Annotated in this window: 16 protein-coding genes and 3 pseudogenes; 9 read left to right on the top strand and 10 right to left on the bottom strand. The window is 68.9% G+C overall.

The window, feature by feature from the left end:
• Nucleotides 1-110: 110 nt before the first annotated feature.
• Together Q3Y56_RS31215 and Q3Y56_RS31220 are read left to right on the top strand one after the other, a co-directional pair.
• Nucleotides 111-492 (top strand): annotated as a pseudogene (locus tag Q3Y56_RS31215) (TerD family protein); the annotation flags it as partial.
• A 3-nt stretch (nt 493-495) separates the two neighbouring features.
• Complete coding sequence (locus Q3Y56_RS31220; RefSeq protein ID WP_304465087.1) at nt 496-1,644, top strand: DUF475 domain-containing protein; 1,149 nt, start codon at nt 496-498, stop codon at nt 1,642-1,644.
• Nucleotides 1,645-2,099: 455 nt separating this feature from the next.
• Here the strand turns inward: Q3Y56_RS31220 and Q3Y56_RS31225 are convergent.
• A pseudogene (locus tag Q3Y56_RS31225) lies at nt 2,100-2,405 on the bottom strand (transposase family protein); the annotation flags it as partial.
• Between the two features lie 149 nt (nt 2,406-2,554).
• Here Q3Y56_RS31225 and Q3Y56_RS31230 point away from each other — a divergent pair.
• Nucleotides 2,555-3,436, top strand: coding sequence for an LLM class F420-dependent oxidoreductase (locus tag Q3Y56_RS31230; RefSeq protein WP_304465088.1), 882 nt, complete (start codon nt 2,555-2,557; stop codon nt 3,434-3,436).
• Nucleotides 3,437-3,553: 117 nt separating this feature from the next.
• Nucleotides 3,554-4,192: pseudogene (locus Q3Y56_RS31235) on the top strand (histidine phosphatase family protein); the annotation flags it as partial.
• A 46-nt stretch (nt 4,193-4,238) separates the two neighbouring features.
• Here Q3Y56_RS31235 and Q3Y56_RS31240 read toward each other — a convergent pair.
• The 8 genes from Q3Y56_RS31240 to Q3Y56_RS31275 all read right to left on the bottom strand — a co-directional run bounded on the left by Q3Y56_RS31240 (nt 4,239) and on the right by Q3Y56_RS31275 (nt 12,338).
• Nucleotides 4,239-5,600 (bottom strand): aldehyde dehydrogenase family protein, encoded by a 1,362-nt coding sequence (locus Q3Y56_RS31240; RefSeq protein ID WP_304465089.1) that lies wholly within the window; start codon nt 5,598-5,600, stop codon nt 4,239-4,241.
• A complete protein-coding gene (locus tag Q3Y56_RS31245; protein ID WP_304465090.1) occupies nt 5,600-6,658 on the bottom strand; it encodes an AMP-binding protein in 1,059 nt (352 codons plus the stop codon). Before Q3Y56_RS31245 ends, Q3Y56_RS31240 begins: the two co-directional genes overlap by 1 nt.
• A 217-nt stretch (nt 6,659-6,875) precedes the next feature.
• The gene (locus tag Q3Y56_RS31250; protein ID WP_304465091.1) at nt 6,876-7,988 is read right to left on the bottom strand and encodes an FAD-binding oxidoreductase; all 1,113 of its coding nucleotides are present in this window, start codon (nt 7,986-7,988) and stop codon (nt 6,876-6,878) included.
• On the bottom strand, nt 7,985-9,010 hold the full coding sequence (locus Q3Y56_RS31255; RefSeq protein WP_304465092.1) for a hypothetical protein: 1,026 nt from the start codon (nt 9,008-9,010) through the stop codon (nt 7,985-7,987). Before Q3Y56_RS31255 ends, Q3Y56_RS31250 begins: the two co-directional genes overlap by 4 nt.
• 102 nt (nt 9,011-9,112) lie before the next feature.
• The gene (locus Q3Y56_RS31260; RefSeq protein WP_369696873.1) at nt 9,113-9,622 is read right to left on the bottom strand and encodes a transposase family protein; all 510 of its coding nucleotides are present in this window, start codon (nt 9,620-9,622) and stop codon (nt 9,113-9,115) included.
• Between the two features lie 673 nt (nt 9,623-10,295).
• A complete protein-coding gene (locus Q3Y56_RS31265; protein ID WP_304465094.1) occupies nt 10,296-10,490 on the bottom strand; it encodes a hypothetical protein in 195 nt (64 codons plus the stop codon).
• Nucleotides 10,491-10,633: 143 nt separating this feature from the next.
• Complete coding sequence (locus tag Q3Y56_RS31270; RefSeq protein ID WP_304465095.1) at nt 10,634-11,278, bottom strand: CatB-related O-acetyltransferase; 645 nt, start codon at nt 11,276-11,278, stop codon at nt 10,634-10,636.
• Between the two features lie 82 nt (nt 11,279-11,360).
• Complete coding sequence (locus Q3Y56_RS31275) at nt 11,361-12,338, bottom strand: SDR family oxidoreductase (RefSeq protein WP_304465096.1); 978 nt, start codon at nt 12,336-12,338, stop codon at nt 11,361-11,363.
• 182 nt (nt 12,339-12,520) lie between these two features.
• On the opposite strand from Q3Y56_RS31275, the gene Q3Y56_RS31280 reads away from it, so the two are divergent.
• Complete coding sequence (locus Q3Y56_RS31280; RefSeq protein ID WP_304465097.1) at nt 12,521-13,216, top strand: hypothetical protein; 696 nt, start codon at nt 12,521-12,523, stop codon at nt 13,214-13,216.
• Nucleotides 13,217-13,352: 136 nt separating this feature from the next.
• Here Q3Y56_RS31280 and Q3Y56_RS31285 read toward each other — a convergent pair whose 3' ends face one another.
• Entirely contained in the window at nt 13,353-15,716 is a 2,364-nt protein-coding gene (locus Q3Y56_RS31285; protein WP_304465098.1) for an immune inhibitor A domain-containing protein, read from the bottom strand.
• A 204-nt stretch (nt 15,717-15,920) separates the two neighbouring features.
• Between Q3Y56_RS31285 and Q3Y56_RS31290 the strand changes: the two genes are divergently transcribed.
• The 4 genes from Q3Y56_RS31290 to Q3Y56_RS31305 all read left to right on the top strand — a co-directional run bounded on the left by Q3Y56_RS31290 (nt 15,921) and on the right by Q3Y56_RS31305 (nt 18,967).
• Complete coding sequence (locus Q3Y56_RS31290) at nt 15,921-16,448, top strand: DinB family protein (RefSeq protein WP_304465099.1); 528 nt, start codon at nt 15,921-15,923, stop codon at nt 16,446-16,448.
• Nucleotides 16,449-16,659: 211 nt separating this feature from the next.
• Nucleotides 16,660-17,193 (top strand): MoxR family ATPase, encoded by a 534-nt coding sequence (locus Q3Y56_RS31295; RefSeq protein WP_304465100.1) that lies wholly within the window; start codon nt 16,660-16,662, stop codon nt 17,191-17,193.
• Nucleotides 17,193-17,627 (top strand): MoxR family ATPase, encoded by a 435-nt coding sequence (locus Q3Y56_RS31300; protein WP_304465101.1) that lies wholly within the window; start codon nt 17,193-17,195, stop codon nt 17,625-17,627. The genes Q3Y56_RS31295 and Q3Y56_RS31300 overlap by 1 nt, the downstream gene beginning before the upstream one ends.
• Complete coding sequence (locus Q3Y56_RS31305; protein WP_304465102.1) at nt 17,627-18,967, top strand: DUF58 domain-containing protein; 1,341 nt, start codon at nt 17,627-17,629, stop codon at nt 18,965-18,967. The genes Q3Y56_RS31300 and Q3Y56_RS31305 overlap by 1 nt, the downstream gene beginning before the upstream one ends.
• Nucleotides 18,968-18,975: the final 8 nt, after the last annotated feature.

Here is an 18,975-nt window from a genome sequence, read left to right on the forward strand (position 1 = left end):
AACGGTCCAGGGTGAAGGTGGCCTCCATGAGGCGGTCCGGGCCGGGTTCCGCGACGCGTCCGTCGTCATCGTCGACGCACCCACCGCGGCCCTCGATGCCGCCTCCGAGCGGCGACGAGTGGTTCGTCTTCTACAACAACCTGAAGCGCCCCGACGGTTCGGTGGAGCACACCGGCGATAACCGTCTTCCCGGCCTCGATCCACGACGCCGACAACCCCGGGCAGACTTTCGGCCAGGTCGGCAACGCGTTCATCCGCGTGGTGAACCAGGCTGACGGCCAGGAACTCGCCCGCTATGACCTCAGCAAAGACGCGTCCACGGAAACGGTGATGATCTCCGGCGAGGTCTACCGACACGGCGGCGAGCGGAAGTTCCGCGCCGTTGGCCCGGGGTATGTGTCAGGGCTGCGAGGCATCGCTCTAGACTTCGAGGTCAATGTTTCGCAAAGCCAGGTACGGCGCGGGGGAGCCCCGTACAAAACGATTGGGTAGCCAGTGCTTCTGAAAACGTTCGGCTGGTCGTTAGCGGTCACCGCGCTCGGCCTGGTCGCGGCGGTGTTCTACGGGGGGTGGACCGGCTTCGGGGTCGTGGCGATCCTGTCCATCCTCGAGATCTCGGTGTCCTTCGACAACGCCGTGGTCAACGCCGGGATCCTGAAGAAGATGAATGCCTTCTGGCAGAAGACCTTCCTCACCATCGGCGTCCTGATCGCGGTCTTCGGCATGCGCCTGGTCTTCCCGGTCATGGTCGTCGCCATCAGCGCCAAGATCGGTCCGATCGAAGCGGTACGGCTCGCGCTCGACGACAAGGACAAGTACCAGCAGCTGGTGACCGACGCCCACCCGTCGATCGCCGCCTTCGGTGGCATGTTCCTGTTGATGATCTTCCTCGACTTCATCTTCGAGGACCGGCAGATCAAGTGGCTCGGCTGGCTGGAGCGTCCGCTCGCCAAGCTCGGCAAGGTCGACATGCTCTCCGTCTGCATCGCGCTCATCGTGCTGCTCGTCTCCGCGATGACCGTCGCCACCAACGCCCACCAGCACGGCGGCATCCATGCGGACAAGGCGGAGACCGTCCTGATCGCCGGCATCGCGGGCTTGATCACCTACCTGATCGTCGGCGGCCTCTCCGGCTACTTCGAGAACAGGCTCGAGGAAGAGGAGGAGCGCGAGCACGAGGCCGAGGAAGAGGCCAAGAGGAGCGGCAAGAAGGTCCCGGCGGTCGTGATGGCCGGCAAGGCCGCGTTCTTCTTGTTCCTCTACCTGGAGGTCCTGGACGCGTCCTTCTCCTTCGACGGCGTCATCGGCGCCTTCGCGATCACCAACGACATCGTCCTGATGGCGCTCGGCCTCGGCATCGGCGCGATGTACGTCCGCTCGCTCACGGTCTACCTGGTCCGCCAGGGCACCCTCGACGACTACGTCTACCTGGAACACGGCGCGCACTACGCGATCGGCGCCCTCGCCGTGATCCTGCTCGTCACCATCCAGTACGAGATCCACGAGGTCATCACGGGCCTCGTCGGCGTCGTCCTGATCGGCTGGTCCTTCTTCTCCTCGGTCCAGCGCAACCGCAGGCTGGCGGCGGCCGAGGGAAAGGACGCGGGGTCCAACGAGAAGGCTGAGGTCTCCTCCGGCGTCTGAGCCGGGCCGCCAGCGCGGGCCGCGGGGCCGCCGCCAGGCGGAGGGTGTCTTCCGCGAGACCCCACCGGTGGCCGACCACCGTCCTGGAATGGTTGTCCAGGAAGGGGAGGAGACACGTTTTGCGGCGGCCATCGATCCGCGGCCCGTGCAGAGCATCACCAATCCAGAGTTCGTTGGGCGGTCGGCCTCGAACCGGCCGAACGTCTCCTTCTGCCGGGGTGCCTTGAGCGCGATCAGCCCGGTGCGGCGGCCCGCAGAATCCTTGTGACCTGCGCGGCCGTGCGCTCGGGGCTCTCCTTCTTCAGCGCCATCGCCAGATCGACCACCTCCGGCGGCGTGCGCGGCTGGGACTGGCGCGGAGAGGGAACCAGGGCATCGAACTTGCGTACCAGCGCGCCCCCCTGACGTCAGGTCAGGCCCGGTTCTCGGATGACGGCTGGGACGCACGCCGCCACGTTGAATGCTCGCTCCAGCTCGGTGAGTTCGTCGCCCTTGGGCTTTTCGGCCGGGTGGCGGAACCCGTCACCGATGTTCTCGTAGCCCAGGTCGGTCAGGGTGGGAACGCCGAGGGTGGCGGCGAGCCGGTTGAGGGCGTTGACGAGGCCGTGGGTGCGGGCGCAAGTGGTGCCGTGCTCGCGGCCCGGCCGGACCGGGGAGACCCACATCGGCCAGCCGTGCGGGGCCGCGATGCCGTTGTCCCGGGCGAGTTGGACGAGCCGGGTGCCGTTCTCGTTCCTACCAGGGGTTTCACGGATATTTGACGCCGGGTCACCATCTCGACCACCTGCACGCGGTTCACGCACCGCAACTATGAGCGTTGCCGAGAAGGCCTCAATGAATAACTGATCGAGATGATGTCGTCCCACCCAAGCGGGATGACGGGAGAATCATCGCATGGTATACAGGCGTAATGCCTTTACAGCGCCCCTTCCGCTTCGGTGTCAACATGTTCGTTCCCGGATCGCGACGTGAGTGGATCGCGAAGTGCCGCAGAGCCGAGGAACTCGGTTTCGATGTAGTCGGGGTGGCCGATCATCTGGGGTTCTCCGCGCCGTTTCCAGCAATGGTGCTCGCAGCCGAAACGACCGAACGGGTACGGCTGACGACGTTCGTGTTGAACACACCGTTCTACAACCCCGTCCTTCTCGCGCGTGACGTGGCGAGCACCGACCAATTCGTCGACGGGCGTATGGAACTCGGGCTCGGCGCAGGCTACGTGAAGGCCGAGTTCGACACCGCGGAGATACCGTTCCCCAGCGGCGGAAAGCGGGTCGAACAGCTGGAACAGACCGTCACCACGTTGCGCCGTCTGTTTGCGGACACGGAATATCAGCCGCGTCCGGCCCAACCATCCGGGCCACCACTGCTGATTGGGGGCTGGGGCGACCGGCTGCTGCGGCTGGCCGCCACACACGCCGACATCATCGCCTTCACCGGAGGCTGGGCCAACACCACCGGTGATGTACTCCAACTGGCCGGAAGCGCGCAGACGGAAGAACGGGTCGCCTACGTGCGCGGCCTACTCGGTGACCGCGCCGACGCCGTGGAGCTCAATCTCCTGGTGCAGCAGGTGATTCCGCCCGCCGAACGCGCCGCGGTACCTGACAGGTTCGAGCCGCTGCCGCCGGACGCCGAGCACAGCCCCGAGGAACTGCCCAGTGTGTTGATCGGAACCCCAGCGGAGATGGCGCAACAAATCAAGGAACGTCGCGAACGCTACGGCTTCACCTACTTCACGGTCATGGAATACAACATGGAGAACTTCGCGCCGGTCATCGCCGCGCTGCGCTGAACTGCACACTTCGCCACAATGCCGCCGACGACGACGGCTGTGAGGGAAAGGGGCGACCCGATGCGTACTGGCTCCAGAACTGGTCAGGGAACGGCCGGCGTGAATCCCGCGCTCGCCGACCAGGGAAGCCCCACGACTCTTATGCTGCTACGCCACGGTGAGACGGCATTGACACCGGAGAAGCGGTTGTCCGGCAGCGGCGGCTCCGATCCGGCGTTGTCGGAGGCCGGGCTGCGGCAGGCCGAGGCAGCCGCGAGGATGCTCGCCGCACGCGGCGCGGTGCAGGCGGTGGTGTCCTCACCACTGCGCCGAGCCCAGCAGACGGCCGAGACCGCGGCACGACGGCTGGGCCTGGAAGTCCAAGTCGACGAAGGGCTCAGTGAGGCGGATTTCGGTGTCTGGGAGGGACTTACGTTCGCCGAGGTGCGCGAGCGCTACCCGGACGAGCTGGCAGCGTGGCGCGCCTCTCCGGCGGCGGTGCCGGGCGGAACCGGGGAGACGTTCACCTCGGTTGCGCGCCGGGCCGGACGCTCACGGGACCGGCTCCTGGCGCGGTACAAGGGACAGACGGTGTTGGTCGTTTCGCATGTCGGGGTGTTGCGGACGCTCGTTCGGCTGGCGTTGGGCGCGCCGCCCGCGTCGCTGTTCAGGATGGAACTGTCGGCGGCATCGCTGTCGGCCGTGGCCTATTACGGGGATGGGACCGCGTCGGTGCAATTGCTGAACGACACGTCGCACCTGACGGACCACCGCTGACCTCGGCGGCCGACGGGGGCGCTGCCCGGCACAGCGCCCTCGTCGGTCAGCGTCGAATCGTCTTGGTGCGCATGAGGAATTCAGCGAGGTAGCCGTCGTGCGGCAGTCCGTGCTCCATCCACGGGGTCGGATGGTCACCGACGTAGACGTTGGCGATGGTCGGCTCGGCCACCAATGCGTCGATCAGATTCTCGTCGGTGGTGACGGCAGTGAGGACGAGGGTGTCGCGCAGCGGTCGGATCCCGGCGTCACGGTCCCACGGTGCGATCCACGCACAGGGGAAGCCCAGTTCCATCCCGAGTTGTTCGGCGAACGGGCTGTCGAGCTGGTGCACCGCCGGCCGGAGCACCGCGGAACCATCGCCGAGATCGTCGGCGATACCGTCACCGCCGAGCCACGCCTTGGTGCCCGCTGCCCGCTGCCGCAGATACTTCTCCCACCGACGGGCGGGACCGACGGGCATCACGGGCAGGACTGCGCGTTCGTCCGTCGCGGGCAGGCTGGGCAGCGCGGCGAGGCGTTCGGCGATCGCCTCGGCCACGGGGGAGGGGTCGCCCTCGACCAGTACGCCGGTGGCGTTGACGCAACCGGTGCCCCCACCACTGCTGATCGACTCCACGATGGTGTCGACGATCGGCTCCCACTCGGTTTCGGCGGTGATGAGTATCTTGGAGCGCCCGGGGCCCTGCGGCAGAATGCGTCGGTCGCCCGCATATTTGCCCACGACATCCGCACCGCCGTACACCATTCCGAAGTCGGCGTGCCGGAGGATGTCGTCGGCCACGTTGTGGTCGGTGGGCAGCAACGCGATTCCCTCGTCGCCGAAACCGGCCTTGCGCAGGGCAGTGACCAGCCGATGGGGGGTGAACGGTTCACGACGGGAGGGACGCACGGCAACGCGATAGCCGAGCGCGAGGGCATCGAACCAACCCTGGTGCACCGCAGGGTGATTGCCCGCCGCATGGACGGCGAACACCTCACCGCGCCGGGTCCACACCGCCGCACCGCCCCGGGCCCGCGGATCGCGCCACGAGCCGACCGCAGCGGCCGGTCGCGCGTTCTCCACGGTGTGGTGGATCAGCTCGGCGGCCCGTGCGATGTCGTCGGTGGCATTGCGCACCACCGTGATCGGTATCCCGGTAACCGCGCTGACGGTGTGCTGATATTCCTCCGGCGTAAGTCCCGCGATCGACTGCGTGGCGAAAGCCCGCCCCGCCTGTGCGAGTGCCGCGATCCGTGTGTCGACGGGGAGCGCCGGCGCTCGGCGCAGGGCCTTTATCGCGCGGGTGATGTAGAGCGAGGGTGCGAGACTCAGCGTCGCGACCGGGTTTCCGGCAAGATCTCGAATGGTCTCCTGGCGCCGGGACCGATAGGGGCCGCCGGGGCCGAGAACGTCCAGGGGCAACATCAGTACACGCCCTCGATCACCTTCGTATCGCCGAAGGACGCCACGGGTGCGACGTCTGCGACCGAATCACCGAAGCCGCCGTCCAGCGGTGCGATCCGGGTTGCGTAGTCCCGCTCGATGTTGTTGACCAGCAAGGCACTTCGGCTCATGTGATGCAGAACTATCTGCCCGCGGTCGCCGTACGGAACGACCTTGCCGGTGTCGGGGTCGATCACCCGGAACGTGGTGTACGGAGCGAACGAGTCGAACACGCACGGCTCGTCGGCACCAAGGCCGGGTCGCTCCACCGATGTCCCCAGCATCATCGTGCCGCCGTACCCGCCGACGAACGTGGCGCTCGCGAACACCTCGTCGCGCAGCAGATCTCGGGTGTCAGCGTCCAGATGTGTACCACCCCAGATGATCGCGCGAACCTTCCGGTTCACCAACTCGACCAGATCGTCGTGCTGCGCGAGGCGCTCCAGCATCGGCGGGGTGGCGAAGAGGACGCCCACGTCCTGGCTGGTCAGAATGTAGCCGACCTGTTCGATGAGGTGATCAGTGTAGGCGTCGGCCACGTCCATCCGGCCCTGGGCGAGGAGCTTCTTCACCCATCGCGGGTCCAGATCGATGCTGAAGTTCAGCCCACCCCGAGACATCGCGGTGTCGACCGCCATTGCTCCGACATTGTGCGGCCCGGTGGGAACCGCACTGAGCCAGTCGACATTTCGAGGTACGCCGTGAGAATCCAGTCGCTCACTGAACCATTCGACGCTGCGCCGATGCCACTCCGCGGCGTACATCACTCGCTTGGGCTGCCCTGTGGTACCGCCGCTTTCGTAGACGGCCGCCCCGTGCTCGTCACCGTAGCCACGGGGAATCAGCTCACGGACGCCGACATCGCGCAGCTCGTCCACCACGTTGGGAAACAAGCCGAGATCGTCGAAATCCCGGACATCGGTCAGCGGATCGAAGCCGAGGGTTTCGGCCCGTTTCAGCCAGAACGGTGACCCGGTCTCCGGACTGAAGTGCCACCGCATCATCTCCCGAACGAACTCTCCGCCAGTGTGCTCGACCATGGACTTTCCTCTCGAAAGAATGGAACAAATGCCCGGCGACTGCTACGTCGATGACGAAAATGATCCCGGGCATGATCGGTTCGTTGGTCTGGTCATGGGTCTCACCAAACGCCGCTGGAAGAAGCGTTCGACCAGGCGATCCGCTGCGGACGCTCCGCGAATCCCGACCCGCCACCGGGCGGAAGGAAAACCTTCGCCCGCCGCCCGGTGGACCGGCTCACCCAGTCTCGGCCGAACCACTGAGGCAGCGGTCGGTGGAGAGGCCGGCCGTGTCGGTCCAGGATTCCTTGTCGAGCACGAGGTTTCGGATGATCTCTCCGGCGGCAGGCGCTTGGCACAGTCCCTGACCGGAGAATCCAGCCGCGTAGAGGAACGGGCGGGAGCGATCGCGGCCGATGAAAGCCATCCCGTCCGGGCTGACGTCGAGGTCTCCGCTCCACCCGCTTTCGAGGCCGTTGCCGGCGAGGGTCGGGAAGGTCGTGCCGAGGTGGTGTGACACCCGTTGGAGCCAGGCCTGTCGGGTTTCGTCCGGAGCGGGGCGGCCCATCCCGACGAGGATGCGATCTCCCCAGCTTCGAATCCGCAGGCTGGACGGGTGCATGGTCATCGGCAGAGCGTGGCGCGGGGCACTACCAGGGGTGTCGGTCAGGAGCATTTCGACGGGGTATGTGGTCACAGGAATGTGCACGTCGGCCATGGCGGCGACCTTTCCCGCCCAGGGGCCTGCCGCGCAGACGATGGTGTCGGCGCGGATGCTGCCCGCAGGCGTGTGGACCCGCCCGTCCGGGTCGATGCCGGTGACGGGGGCTTCCGTGCACAGGGTGGCGCCGGCCTGCTGGGCGGCTGTGGCATAGCCGCGCACGATCGCGGCGGGGTCGCAGGCGTAGGCCTCGGGTGACCAGGCTGCCGCCAGGATGGTTCGCTCGTCGACCAGCGGGTTGAGCCGCGCTGCTTCAGCAGGGGTCACGAGTTCGACGTCCACTCCAGCTGCCTGCTGGGCAGCTTGGGTGTGTCGGAAGTCCTGCACCTGCTGTTCGTCGGTGAACAGCACGAGTAAGCCGATGCGCTTCAGGCCGAGGTCGGTTCCGGTCCGTTCGGCAAGGGTGTGGTAAGCCGCCAGGCTCCGGGCGGCAAGGCCGCTGATGAGAGCGTTGCCGGGAAAGTAGGTACGCACAACGCCCGCAGTGGTCCCGGACGATCCCGATCCGAGCGCGCCACGCTCCAGCAGGACGGTACCGACGCCTGACTCGGCGAGCTGGCACGCTATTGAGTTGCCGATGACGCCCCCGCCGATGACGACGGCGTCCGCGCGTTGGGGGAGTTGGCTCATGACTGGCGGACCGGTTCGCTGGGGCGCAGCTGGCGCAGGTGATCTCCGGAGTCCCACGGGTACAGGTGGAGATTCCAACCGCCCAAACAGTTGACGTAGAGGGCTAGTTGGCTCGCCACGCTCAGGAAATCGTCGCGATCGAGCTGGTCGAGGCAGGCCAGGAAGCGCTGGGTGAAACTCCACAGCTGCTCCAGGCCGCAGTAGCCCAGAAACTCAGCCGGAATACCGACCAGCAGGCGCGTCATGTGACGCAAGGAATCCATCGGCATGCCCTGGACCGCGGCCCGGACCAGACCACCGTAGGTGGCGTACCCCAGCGGGCGGGTCTCACCGTTGACGAACAACAGAGTGGGCAACACCGTCTCGAAGCTCCCTGCCCCGGAAGGGATCACCCCCTCGTGGAGATCAGCGAGCTCCTGTGGTGCGGACAGCCAAGCCCGCTCGGTCGCGGTGTACACGTCGTGGATGAGACGGCTCGCGTCGGGATCTGCGGCGGTCAACTGGGGAATACGGTGGCCGCCTTCGGTTCCCGCCTTGCGGACCTCCACCAGGATCGGCTTCTTCGTCGAATAGACCGAATCCCAGGTCGCCTTCCCGGCCTCCAGTAGTGCGGGCATATCCTCCTGCAGGATCCGGCCCACCGGGGATGCCGGCATCGGTTCGGTCAACGTGCCGTACTTGATACCTAAATGCTGTAGCGCGGAGCAGAATACGGTCCCATCGGGCGCCTCGCGTCGATCTGCTATCCGAGTCGACGCGGACAGATGCAGCAGCGACGGGATCGGTGCCGCGTGATACAGATGCTGTCCCGCCACCAGCGCGTGTCCCTGCAGACTCTGGTAGGGCAACGCCTCCCACAGCGCGTCGGCAAGTTCAGCGTTGCGGCCGTCGAGTTCCGCGGTCACGGTGATACCCAGGTCGGGCCAGGCGATCTCGACATGCCGACCAGAAAACGTTTCAGTCAAGATTTTCCCCTTGTTCAGTGAGATGTCGCCGCTGCGATTTCTCTGCGAAAGAGTCACGGACGGATTCGTTAAGTGCTGTTGCTGGTTGACGGCGAGGAGCGCGTGCAGCAGGCGGTGACCCGTCCGGGGCTGATGCGGATTTTGTGCAGCACGCGCCAGCTATTGAGCTGGGCGAAGGGCCGCTCTGCGGGGGCTCGCAGGCGCGCAAGGGCGGTGTTGGCCAGCTTCTCCCAGCCGTTGCGGCTCTTGCCCTTGGGGCGCTTGATCGGGGGTGTGAACGGTGCCGTCGGCGTCTCGGCAGCCGGAGTCGGCGGTGATCTCCACGTCCTGCTCGGAGGCGGACTCGATGATGCCGTCGGCGCGGCCGACGGTCAGGTCGTGCGTGGAGCCGACTCGGACCTCGCCGAGGAAGACCAGCTCGCCTTCGGCGGTGGTCAGCGCCTCGGCGGCGAGGGCGTCGGCCAGGGTGGGGGGTGGGGGCAGCGCGGCGAGGGCATCGATGCCCTCGTTGACGTAGCGGCGGGCGGTCTCGGTGCCGATCCCGAAGCGGCATCCGAGCGGTTCAAAGGTGTCGCCCTTGGCGAGGAAGACCAGCAGCACGAGCGCCTGGCCCCACGGCGCCAGGGCCCGCCAGATACCGCCCGCGTCATCCCTTCGGGCGGTGGTCAGGTTCTCTCGTCAGGACCCAGCGACACGCTTCATTGACCATCTACGCCGCTCGGGAATGGGCGTGAATTTTTCAAGTCTTGTATAAATGGCGGACGTTACGCAATTCTTGGCGAAATCCTCAGCGATATTGTCGCGCATAACGGCATCGCAAGTCACGCCGAAATATCTGGACTCCGGATTGCCTGGGCATGTTTTTGCGTGATCACCCCTCCGGCGCGTCGAGGGAGGAGTAAGTAATTCAGCAGCTACACGGGTCATGGAGAAGCCCCCTGGTGAAACCGTGTACACCGTGAAGGTAAGCCTCGTTATAGGTATATCCACTGACAGTAACTGGATTGCTAACTTGCGGCTGCCAACCGAACCGGTCTAACAAGGATCCCTCCGGGGTCTACCGAGGTCTTCCTAAACAATGCCGTCTCTCAATTAGAGAATACATGCCGCGATCAACTGGTCAACCCTTCGCATCGGATTCGAGCCAAGGTGCTCATACAGCGCTGGTGGATGTGTGGAAGCCGTCCGGCAGGCCGATGCCGGTGACCGGGTCGGTCCAATCCAGTAGCGGGACCAACACGTGCGGCCCGTAGTGCTCCAGTCAGAAATCGTTGCCTGAGCTGGTTTTTCTTCGGTAGTGGCAGTGCCGGGCTGTGGCCCGGTGACGTCTGCGCCAGCGGGATCAGCTCAGGGCGTGTGCGATGGGGCCGTTGGGGGGCTCGGGGCGGGGAAGTAGTACGTCCAGGAGCCGCCGGATCTCTGCCAGGGTGACGGGAACGGTGCTGGTGATGTGCCGGTGCCAGCCTGGGTAGCGGCGGACCTCGTACTGGTCCAGGCCGCACTCGTTCTGGCGGCCTGGAGTACTGCCGCTGGACACCAGCCGAAGCCGTGCCCTTCCCCCATCCGCCACCGCGGGTCCACCCGCGAGAACCGTCCCGCCACCCGCGCGAAAACCGACAGGATTTCTCAAGCCGGGCAACAGTGCGGCTTCACGCGCCCGTGGCGGGCCCCGGCATGCGGCTATCGCCTCCTCGGGGCTGCGGCCTCAAGGTCGTCGATGGTGCCGGACATGATGGTCCGGACGTGCTCGGTGATGTGCTCGGCCGGCCAGTCCCACCAGGCGATGGCCAGAAGGCGGGCGATGTCCTCATCGCTGTAGCGGCGGCGGATGAGTTTGGCCGGGTTGCCGCCGACGATGCCGTAGTCGGGGACGTCGTCGACGACAACGGAACCGGAGGCGATGATCGCTCCATGACCGATGCGGACGCCGGGCATCACCATGGCCCGGTATCCGAACCACACGTCGTTGCCCACCACGGTGTCACCACGGCCGGGCAGGCCGGTGATCAGATCGAAGTGCTCGGCCCACGAACCTCCCATGATCGGGAAGGGAAACGTCGAAGGGCCGTCCATCCGGTGATTGGCACCGTTCATGATGAACCGCACCCCCTCGCCGAGGGCGCAGAACTTGCCGATGACCAGCTTCTCCGGCCCGTAGTGATACAGCACGTTGGACGTCTCGAATGCTGTCGGATCGTCCGGGTCGTCGTAGTAGGAGAACTCTCCGACGTCGATCAGCGGCGAGGTGATCAGCGGCCTGAGCAGTACCAGACGCGGCTGGTCCGGCATCGGGTGAACCACGTTCGGATCTGCGGGAACTGGCATGACGAGTCGACTCCTCACAGGGAAATGCAGGTGGAAATGATCAGCATGCCAGCCAAGCCACGGCCGGCCACGCACGGGCCCGTCAGGCCGGGTATCCGCCGTCGGCGGTGATGGTGGCGCCGGTGATGTAGGCGGCGTCGGGGCCGGAGAGGTAGGCGACGAGGCCTGCGATCTCCTCCGGGGTGCCGAAACGGCGAAGGGCCGTGGCCGTGGTCATGACGTTGTGTGCGCGGCTGTCGGCAGAGGTCAGGTCGGTGCGGATGGGATCGGGCTGGATGTTGTTGACCGTGATCCCGCGAGTACCGAGATCACGGGCGAGGGCGCGGGTCATGCCGGCGAGGGCGGCTTTGCTGGTGACGTACGCGGACAGGGTGCCGAAAGGGGGCCAGTCGGCCTCGTTGAGCGGGGCGCCGGTCCGCAGCCGCTGCGGTAGGTCAGGGTTGGCCAGTGCCCACGCACCGACGGTGGCGACGTCGGCGAGTCCCGCTTCGATGTCTGCCGCCACCTCGGCCCGGTCGCGTCCGGGGCGGTTGACCAGCAGCGCGGTCGGCCACTGGGCACGCACGTCCCGCAGCAGTTCCTCATCCCCCAGATGCAGCAGGTGCACGTAGGCGAGGTTCAGCGGCGCGAGTTCGCTCACCAGATGGCGGTAGGTGTCGGGACCGGTGCTGCCCTCGTCCACGCGGCCCATCGGCGCGCCCGGCGACAGGCGGAGCCCCGTACGCTCGCCGCCGATCTCCGCGCTGACGGCCTGGGCTGTCTCCACGGTCAGTCGGGCGCGGTTGGCGAGGGAACCGCCGTAGATGTCATCACGGTGGTTGGAGCCCTCGCCGAGGAACTGGTGCAGCAGGTAACCGTTCGCGCCGTGGATCTCGACCGCGTCGGCGCCCGCCCGGATCGCGCGTGCGGCAGCCCGACGGAAGTCGTCGACCGTGGCGCGCACTTCCCCGGTGGTCAGCGCGCGCGGCATGGGGATGTCCTGCATCCCGGCCGCGGTGAACATCTGCTGCCCGGGGGCGATCGCCGAGGGCGCCACCGGCTGCCGGTGGTGGTCGGCCACCTAATGAGGTCGGTCGACGACCCTGCCTCCCCCCGGCCAGTCGCCGATCTGCGACGGGAGTGTCCCAGCTGGGTGACAAGGAGCCGCCGCCGATGTGCCCCATGAACCGCTGTTGGTACCTTTCCCCCGTCCATGGGGGTGCGGCCGGAAATGGCCGCCTTTGAGCAGGGGGGAACACCTACATGCTTGCAACGCGGTTCAGATGCGTCGTCGGCCTTCTCGCGCCCATCGCGCTGGTGGCGCTGGCGACGGGATGCGCGAAGGACGACACGGCCTCCGGGAAGCCGGCTTCCGGGAAGCCGGGCGCCGGGCAGCCGGACAAGAGCGCCTCGTCTCCGGCATCTCCGAAGTCCTCCGGCGGCCCGGCGGCCTCGGGCGGCACGGGCGGTTCGGGCGGGACGAGCGGGACGGGCAGCACCGGTGGCTCGGGCGGGACGGGCGGGGGAGAACCGGCGAAGAAGCCGAACCCCAAGACGACCGGCCCCACCGCGCCCGCGCCGAAGAAGTCCCCGTGCGCGGACAAGCCGCCGACTCCGGATGAGGTGGACCCGGACGAGATCGCCCTCTACGGCACCGAGGAGATCGACGATCCCACGCACCTGAACCTGATCCTCCAGCACGGCGCCTGGGGCTGCCCCGGCAAGGACACGGACGGGGCCCCGTTCGTCACCACCGGGGAGGAGGCCCGGTGGGCCCTCGACCAGGCGGCGTACGTGTCCGCCACCACCCCCATCACGGACTCCGCGGAGAACCGGCGGATCGGCGTCCAGGAACTGGTCGACTGGCTGGCGGCGCACCCGAATTCGGGCCTGGTCTTCAAGTACCAGACCGGCGACGACGGGGCGATCCACCGGCTCGACCAGGTCTTCTCCCCCTGACGCGCCGCGGCCGGTCTCCACGGTCGCCCGTGGGACCGGCCGCGGCGGTGGGACGCGGCGCCCGCCGCGCGTGGGGATGGCGGGCCCTGCCCTGGCCCCCCACCGCCATCCCCACGTCGACGGCCGAACCGGCGGCTCAGTGCGAGGGGCTCACCTGCACCGTCGTCAGCCGACCGTCCTGGGCCTCCTTCACCACCGCGATCCTCGTCCCGGTGTCCGGCACCTTCACCCCGACCTGCGGCAGCTCCTCGTTCCAGTACGTGCCCGTGTGGTCGTCGAAGACCGGCACGCCCGGGCGCTCCGGGACGACCACGGGCACTCCGGCGCGGTGCAGCAGGATCTCGTCACTCGGCCGGAGCGAGAAGGGCGCGTCGAAGGTCTGCGCCCGCGCGTTGACCAGCGTTCCGTCCGTGAACCGCAGCGCCTGCGGCCGGGCGTCGACCGGCAGGAGCATGCCCTTGCCCGGGTGCGCCTTGGTGGTGTTGTCGCTGTAGGCGGTGTCCCAGAGCCAGACGAGCACGCCCTCCTGGTACGGGTAGAACTCCACCGTGTCCTTCTTCTCCGGGTGGGCGGCGTCGCCGGTCCAGCCGAAGTTGTACGGGCCGGTCTTCAGGTAGGCGCCGTACCCGGTGTGGCGGCGGTTCTCCACGAGGTAGGCCCGCGGGTGCTCGGCGGTGCCCGTGCGCCCCTGGGTCCGTGACCACTTCACGGCGCTCCAGCCGTTGGCGCCCTGCTCGGCGCCGTCGCGCAGCAGCTCGGTGCCGCCCGCGGTGATGCGGATGTCGTCGAAGGTGACGCCCTTGCCGTGGGTGTTGCTGTCGGAGGTCACCCGCAGCCGCAGCTGTACGCTCCGGCCGGTGAACCGGTCCAGCGGCACGCTCAGCTCCGTCCAGCCGCCCGAGGCGCCGGAGATCCCGTTGGCCGGAAGGGGCCGTCCGCCGACGGTGCCGGTCAGGGGGGTCCAGCGCACCCCGCCGTCCGTGGACGCCTCCACCGTCAGGAAGTCGTAGCCCTCCTCGGTGTCGTACCAGGCCCTGGCGTCGAGGCGGGCCGCGCCGCCCGCGGCGGTCAGGTCGACGGTGCGGGTCAGGGTGTTGTCCATGTAGTCGCCGGTGCCGCTCCACCACTGGCTGCCGCCCTCGTAGGGGTCGGTCAGGTCGGTGGAGGTGGTCGACGGCGGCAGGTGCACCAAGAGCGCCTGCGGGTCCTCGGTGTTGTACCCGGACACGCCCAGCAGGGCGCGGGTCTTACGGCCCGCGTCGGCCTCGGTGTAGTCCAGCCAGCCCAACTGCAGCTTGCTCCAGGCGTCGAGGTCGCCCGGATACTCGCCGGTCGTGTTGCGGCCCTTGGCCAGGTACGAGGCGGACGACATCAGCGACCAGAAGTTGACGCTGTTGTCGCCGTCGGAGCTGTACATGTCCGGCAGGCCCAGGTCGTGGCCGAACTCGTGGGCGAACAGGCCGACCCCGCTGTTCTCGCCGCCGGTGAGGTAGTCGCCTGCCCAGATGCCGGACTCACCGACCGGGGCGCCGCCGTTCTTGTTGCCCTCGGGGCCCGCGGATCCGGCCTGGTTCCAGTACGCGAACCAGCGGTGCGCCCAGACGGCGCCGGTGCCCTGCTTGCCGCCGCCCCAGGTCTGGTCCTTCCCGGCGTGGACGATCATCAGGTGGTCGAGGTAGCCGTCGGGCTCGTCGAAGTTCCCGTCGCGGTCGAAGTCGTAGCGGTCCCAGACGTCGTACTCGGCGAGCTGGGCCTTGATCTCGGCCGGGGTGCGGCCCTTGGCCCGCTCGGAGTGGTACCAGGCGTTGGTGGCGTCGCGCACCAGGTCCCAGTTGGTGCGGCACTGACCGGACTCGGAGCAGTTGTCGGTGCCGTAGCGGTTCTCGTTCCAGGGCAGCTTCACCCAGTCGGTGACGTGGCCGTCCATGTCGTACCGGCCGGAGGACTGGAGCCGGTAGTAGTTGCGCAGGCTGACGGCGCCGGGCTTGTCGCCGAAGAACCGCTGCTGGTAGTAGGCGCGGTCGAAGTCCTTGCGCCAGACCGTGTGGTTGTCGGCCTTGGCGGGCTTGTCGATGGTGTTGTGCAGGGGGCCGGGCTCACCGCCGAAGCGGGGCTTGCCCTCGAACTCGGTGGTGTTGTCCACCTGCTCGCCGAACTCCGCGAGGATGACGAAGATCTTGTCCTTGCGTTCCTGGGCGAGTTCCACGTAGCGCTTTCCGACCTTGACCCGCTGCGGGAGCCGGCCGTCGACCGTGTCGATACGGCCCGCCGCCACCTGCTCCAGGGCCTGTCGGCGCACGGCCTGCTGCTGCAGTTCCTGGCGGCTGGGCGCCGGCGGAGCCTCGGCGCCGTGCCCGTGGCGGGCGTCGTGCGGGTGGTCGGCGGCCGGTGGAGGCGCGGTGACGGGTGCGGGTGCGGCGAGCGCCTGGGCGCTGATGGCGGGGGCGGCGAGGAGTGCGAGGGCTATCGCCGCTCCTGCCCCCTTGAGTCTGCGCGACATGACTGATCCCTTCGAAGGAGTCGCCGGGCGCGCAGTAATATTTCACATGTCACAGGTGAGGGGTAGATGTCGGAGACGTCCGATGGCGATGCCGAGGCGGGAGCTGAAAGCATCCGCGATCTGGGGGATCTAGGTCATGATCTGACCCACATGGCCCGTAGCGTGGTTCTCGTCCGAGGGAACGGCAACAACGGAGGCCGAGACATGAGCGAGACCACGACCGACACCGGTGAGCGCGCCGACCTGCTGGCGATGCTGGCCCAGCACCGGCACTTCCTGCGCTTCACCACGCGCGACCTCACCGACGAGCAGGCCAGGAAGCGGACCACCGCCAGCGAGCTGTGCCTGGGCGGCCTGGTCAAGCACGTCGCCGCGGTCGAGCGGACCTGGACGGCCTTCATCCTGGAAGGCCCGTCGGCGATGCCCGACTTCACCACCATCACCGAGGCCGACCTGGCCCGGCGGGCCGACGAGTTCCGGCTGCTGCCCGAGGAGACCCTGGCGGGCGTGCTGGCCGACTACGCCGAAGCGGCCCAGCGTATGGATGAGTTGGTGGCCTCGCTGCCCGACCTGGGCGCGACCCAGCCGCTGCCGAAGGCCCCGTGGTTCGAGGCCGGAGCGTACTGGTCGGTCCGCCGAGTCCTGATGCACGTCATCGCCGAGACCGCCCAGCACGCGGGCCACGCCGACATCATTCGCGAGTCCCTGGACGGCGCCAAGAGCATGGGGTAGCCGACCGGTTCGGCCGCAGCCGCCCCCGGTGAGTAGACCGAGTGCCGTGTCCGAGGAGGAGTTCGCTTCTCCGGATCCGTCGCGGCGGGTCACAGCACGGCCTCATCCTCGCCGATCGGCTGCGGTCACCACCCGCGGTGCCTAGAGTGCCGCGGTAAGGGTGGTTTGCGCCGGTGGGCGAACCGGCCGTACGGGGGGCGGGGGCGTACCGATGAGTGGTGCGGGGGCAGGCCGGGCAGGGACCGCCGCGTGGGCGGAGCGTCTGCGCGACCGGCTGCTCGCGCCGATCGGCGCGGTGTTCGCCGGAAGTCCGGAGGCGGTGGAGCAGACGGTCATCTGCGCGCTCGCCGAGGGGCATGTGCTGATCGAGGGTCAGCCCGGCAGCGGGAAGACGACCCTGGCCCAGGCCCTCGCCCGGGCGACGGCGGGCTCCTGCCGCCGGATCCAGTTCACCCCGGATCTGCTGCCCGCCGAGGTGACCGGCTACGCCGTGCCCGACGGTGTCGGCGGCGGTCTGCGGTTCCGGGAGGGTCCGCTCTTCGCCAACGTCGTGGTGGCCGACGAGATCAACCGCGCCTCTCCCAAGACGCAGTCGGCGCTGCTGGAGGCCATGGAGGAGCGTCAGGTGACGGTGGACGGCGAAACCCTGCCGCTGCCGGAGCCGTTCCTGCTGGCCGCCACCCAGAACCCCGTCGAGTTGCAGGGCACCTACCCCTCCCCGAGGCACAGCTCGACCGGTTCCTGATGCGGGTGGTGGTCGGCGACCCCGACGAGGCCACGGAGTGCGAGATCGCCGCCGGCCGCATCGGCAAGGCGGCCGACGTGCGCCCGCTGATGGCTCCCGGGGAACTGAACGCCGCGATCGAGGCGTTGGGCGCGGTGCCCGCCCCCGCGCCGCTGACCGCCTACGCGGTACGGCTCGCCAGGGCCACCCGCACCCACCCCGACGTGGCCCGGGGGGTGAGCGTCCGGGCCACCGCGGGGCTGGTCCGCGCGGCGCGGGCGCGGGCCATGCTGGCCGGACGCCGCTACCCGGTGGCGGACGACGTCCAGGCGCTGGCGGTGCCGGTGCTCGCGCACCGGATGGTGGTCCACCTCGGGTCGGGGCGGGAGCCGACGGACGTGGTCGCCGAACTGGTCCGGCGGGTACCGGTCGCCGAACGCACGGCGGTGCGGTGATGGACCGGGCCACGGGGCGGGCAGCGGTTCGGGGGTGGTTCACGAGGCGGGCCACCGCCCGAGGCCGGACTCCGGGCCGGACCACGGTCCAAGGCCGATTCCTGGGGCGGACCACGGTCCGGCCGACCACGCGCGGGCGGTGGCTGCTGGGCCTGTCCGCCACCGCGCTGGCCGACGCCTGCATCCTGCGGCAGCATCTGCTGGCCGGCCTCGGCGCGGCGGGGCTGGCCGCCTGCGCGGTGGCGCTGCTCAGCGCTCCCCGCCGCGTGCCGCTGGACATCGTCCGCGAACGGCTGTCGCCTTCACCCGCTGTGCGCGGTCAGCGGGTCGAGACCGGCTACGTGGTCCGGGGCGCCACCCGGGCGGCGGGCGCCACGACGGTCCGCGAACGCTGGCGCAGCACACCGCTCGGTACGGCGCAGGAGTGGGCGGTCGACGTCTCGGGCGCCGAGGGCCGCGCGCTGTCGCCGCCCCTGCGCCGAGGCGTCTGGGAAGCGGGGCCGCCGGCGCTGGAATGGCGGGATCCGACAGGGCTGGCCCGCGCCCGGGCGCATGTCGGCGCGGGCGCCCGGCTGTTGGTCCACCCCGCGGTCGTCGAGGAACTGCGCTGGCCCCGCGCGGTGGCGGGAGAGCTCTCCGGCACCACCCGCTGCGCCGATCCCGAGGACGTCTTCGAGTTCCATTCACTGCGCCCCCGTCAGCCGGGCGAGGCGCCGCGCCGGGTGCACTGGCCGGCGTCGCTGCGTACCGGCGTCCTCCAGATCCGGCAGAGCCCCTCGACCACGGGCGGAGGCACCGCGGTGCTGCTGGACCTGGCTCCCGTCCACGCGGACCCGGCCCCCGCTCCCAGCCGACCGGACCACGACCACGTGGAGTCGGCGGTCGACTGCGCCGCGAGCCTGGCGGTCGCCGCGCTGCGCGCCGACTCGCCCGTCGAGCTGTGGCACCCCGCGCTGACCCGCGGGCCGGTCGCCTGCCCGCCCGGGGCGGCGGGCCGCCGGATGGTGCTCGACGAGCTTTCCGCGGTGGCGCCTCCGGCCGGTCCCCGGGACGGGTGCGCGCCCGCCATGGAGCTGTCGGAGGCGGCCCGGGCCCTGGCCGCCGGACCACGCGCGGCACTGGCCGTGGTGTGCACCACCCGTGACCTCAGCGCCGCCGAGCCCCAACTGGCCGTGCTGGCCGGGCGCTTCCGCTGGGTGGCGGTGGTCCGCGCCGCCGAAGCGGCCACCGGGGCGTTCCTGCGCGTCGGGCGGGTGCGGTACGGCCAGGTGAGCCGTCCGGCGGAGCTGCCGCCCCTGATGCTGTCCCTGGCCCCTCTCCCCGACCACGACCGGGCATGACCGGCCAT

It is taken from the genome of Streptomyces sp. XD-27, assembly GCF_030553055.1.
Classification (GTDB): domain Bacteria; phylum Actinomycetota; class Actinomycetes; order Streptomycetales; family Streptomycetaceae; genus Streptomyces.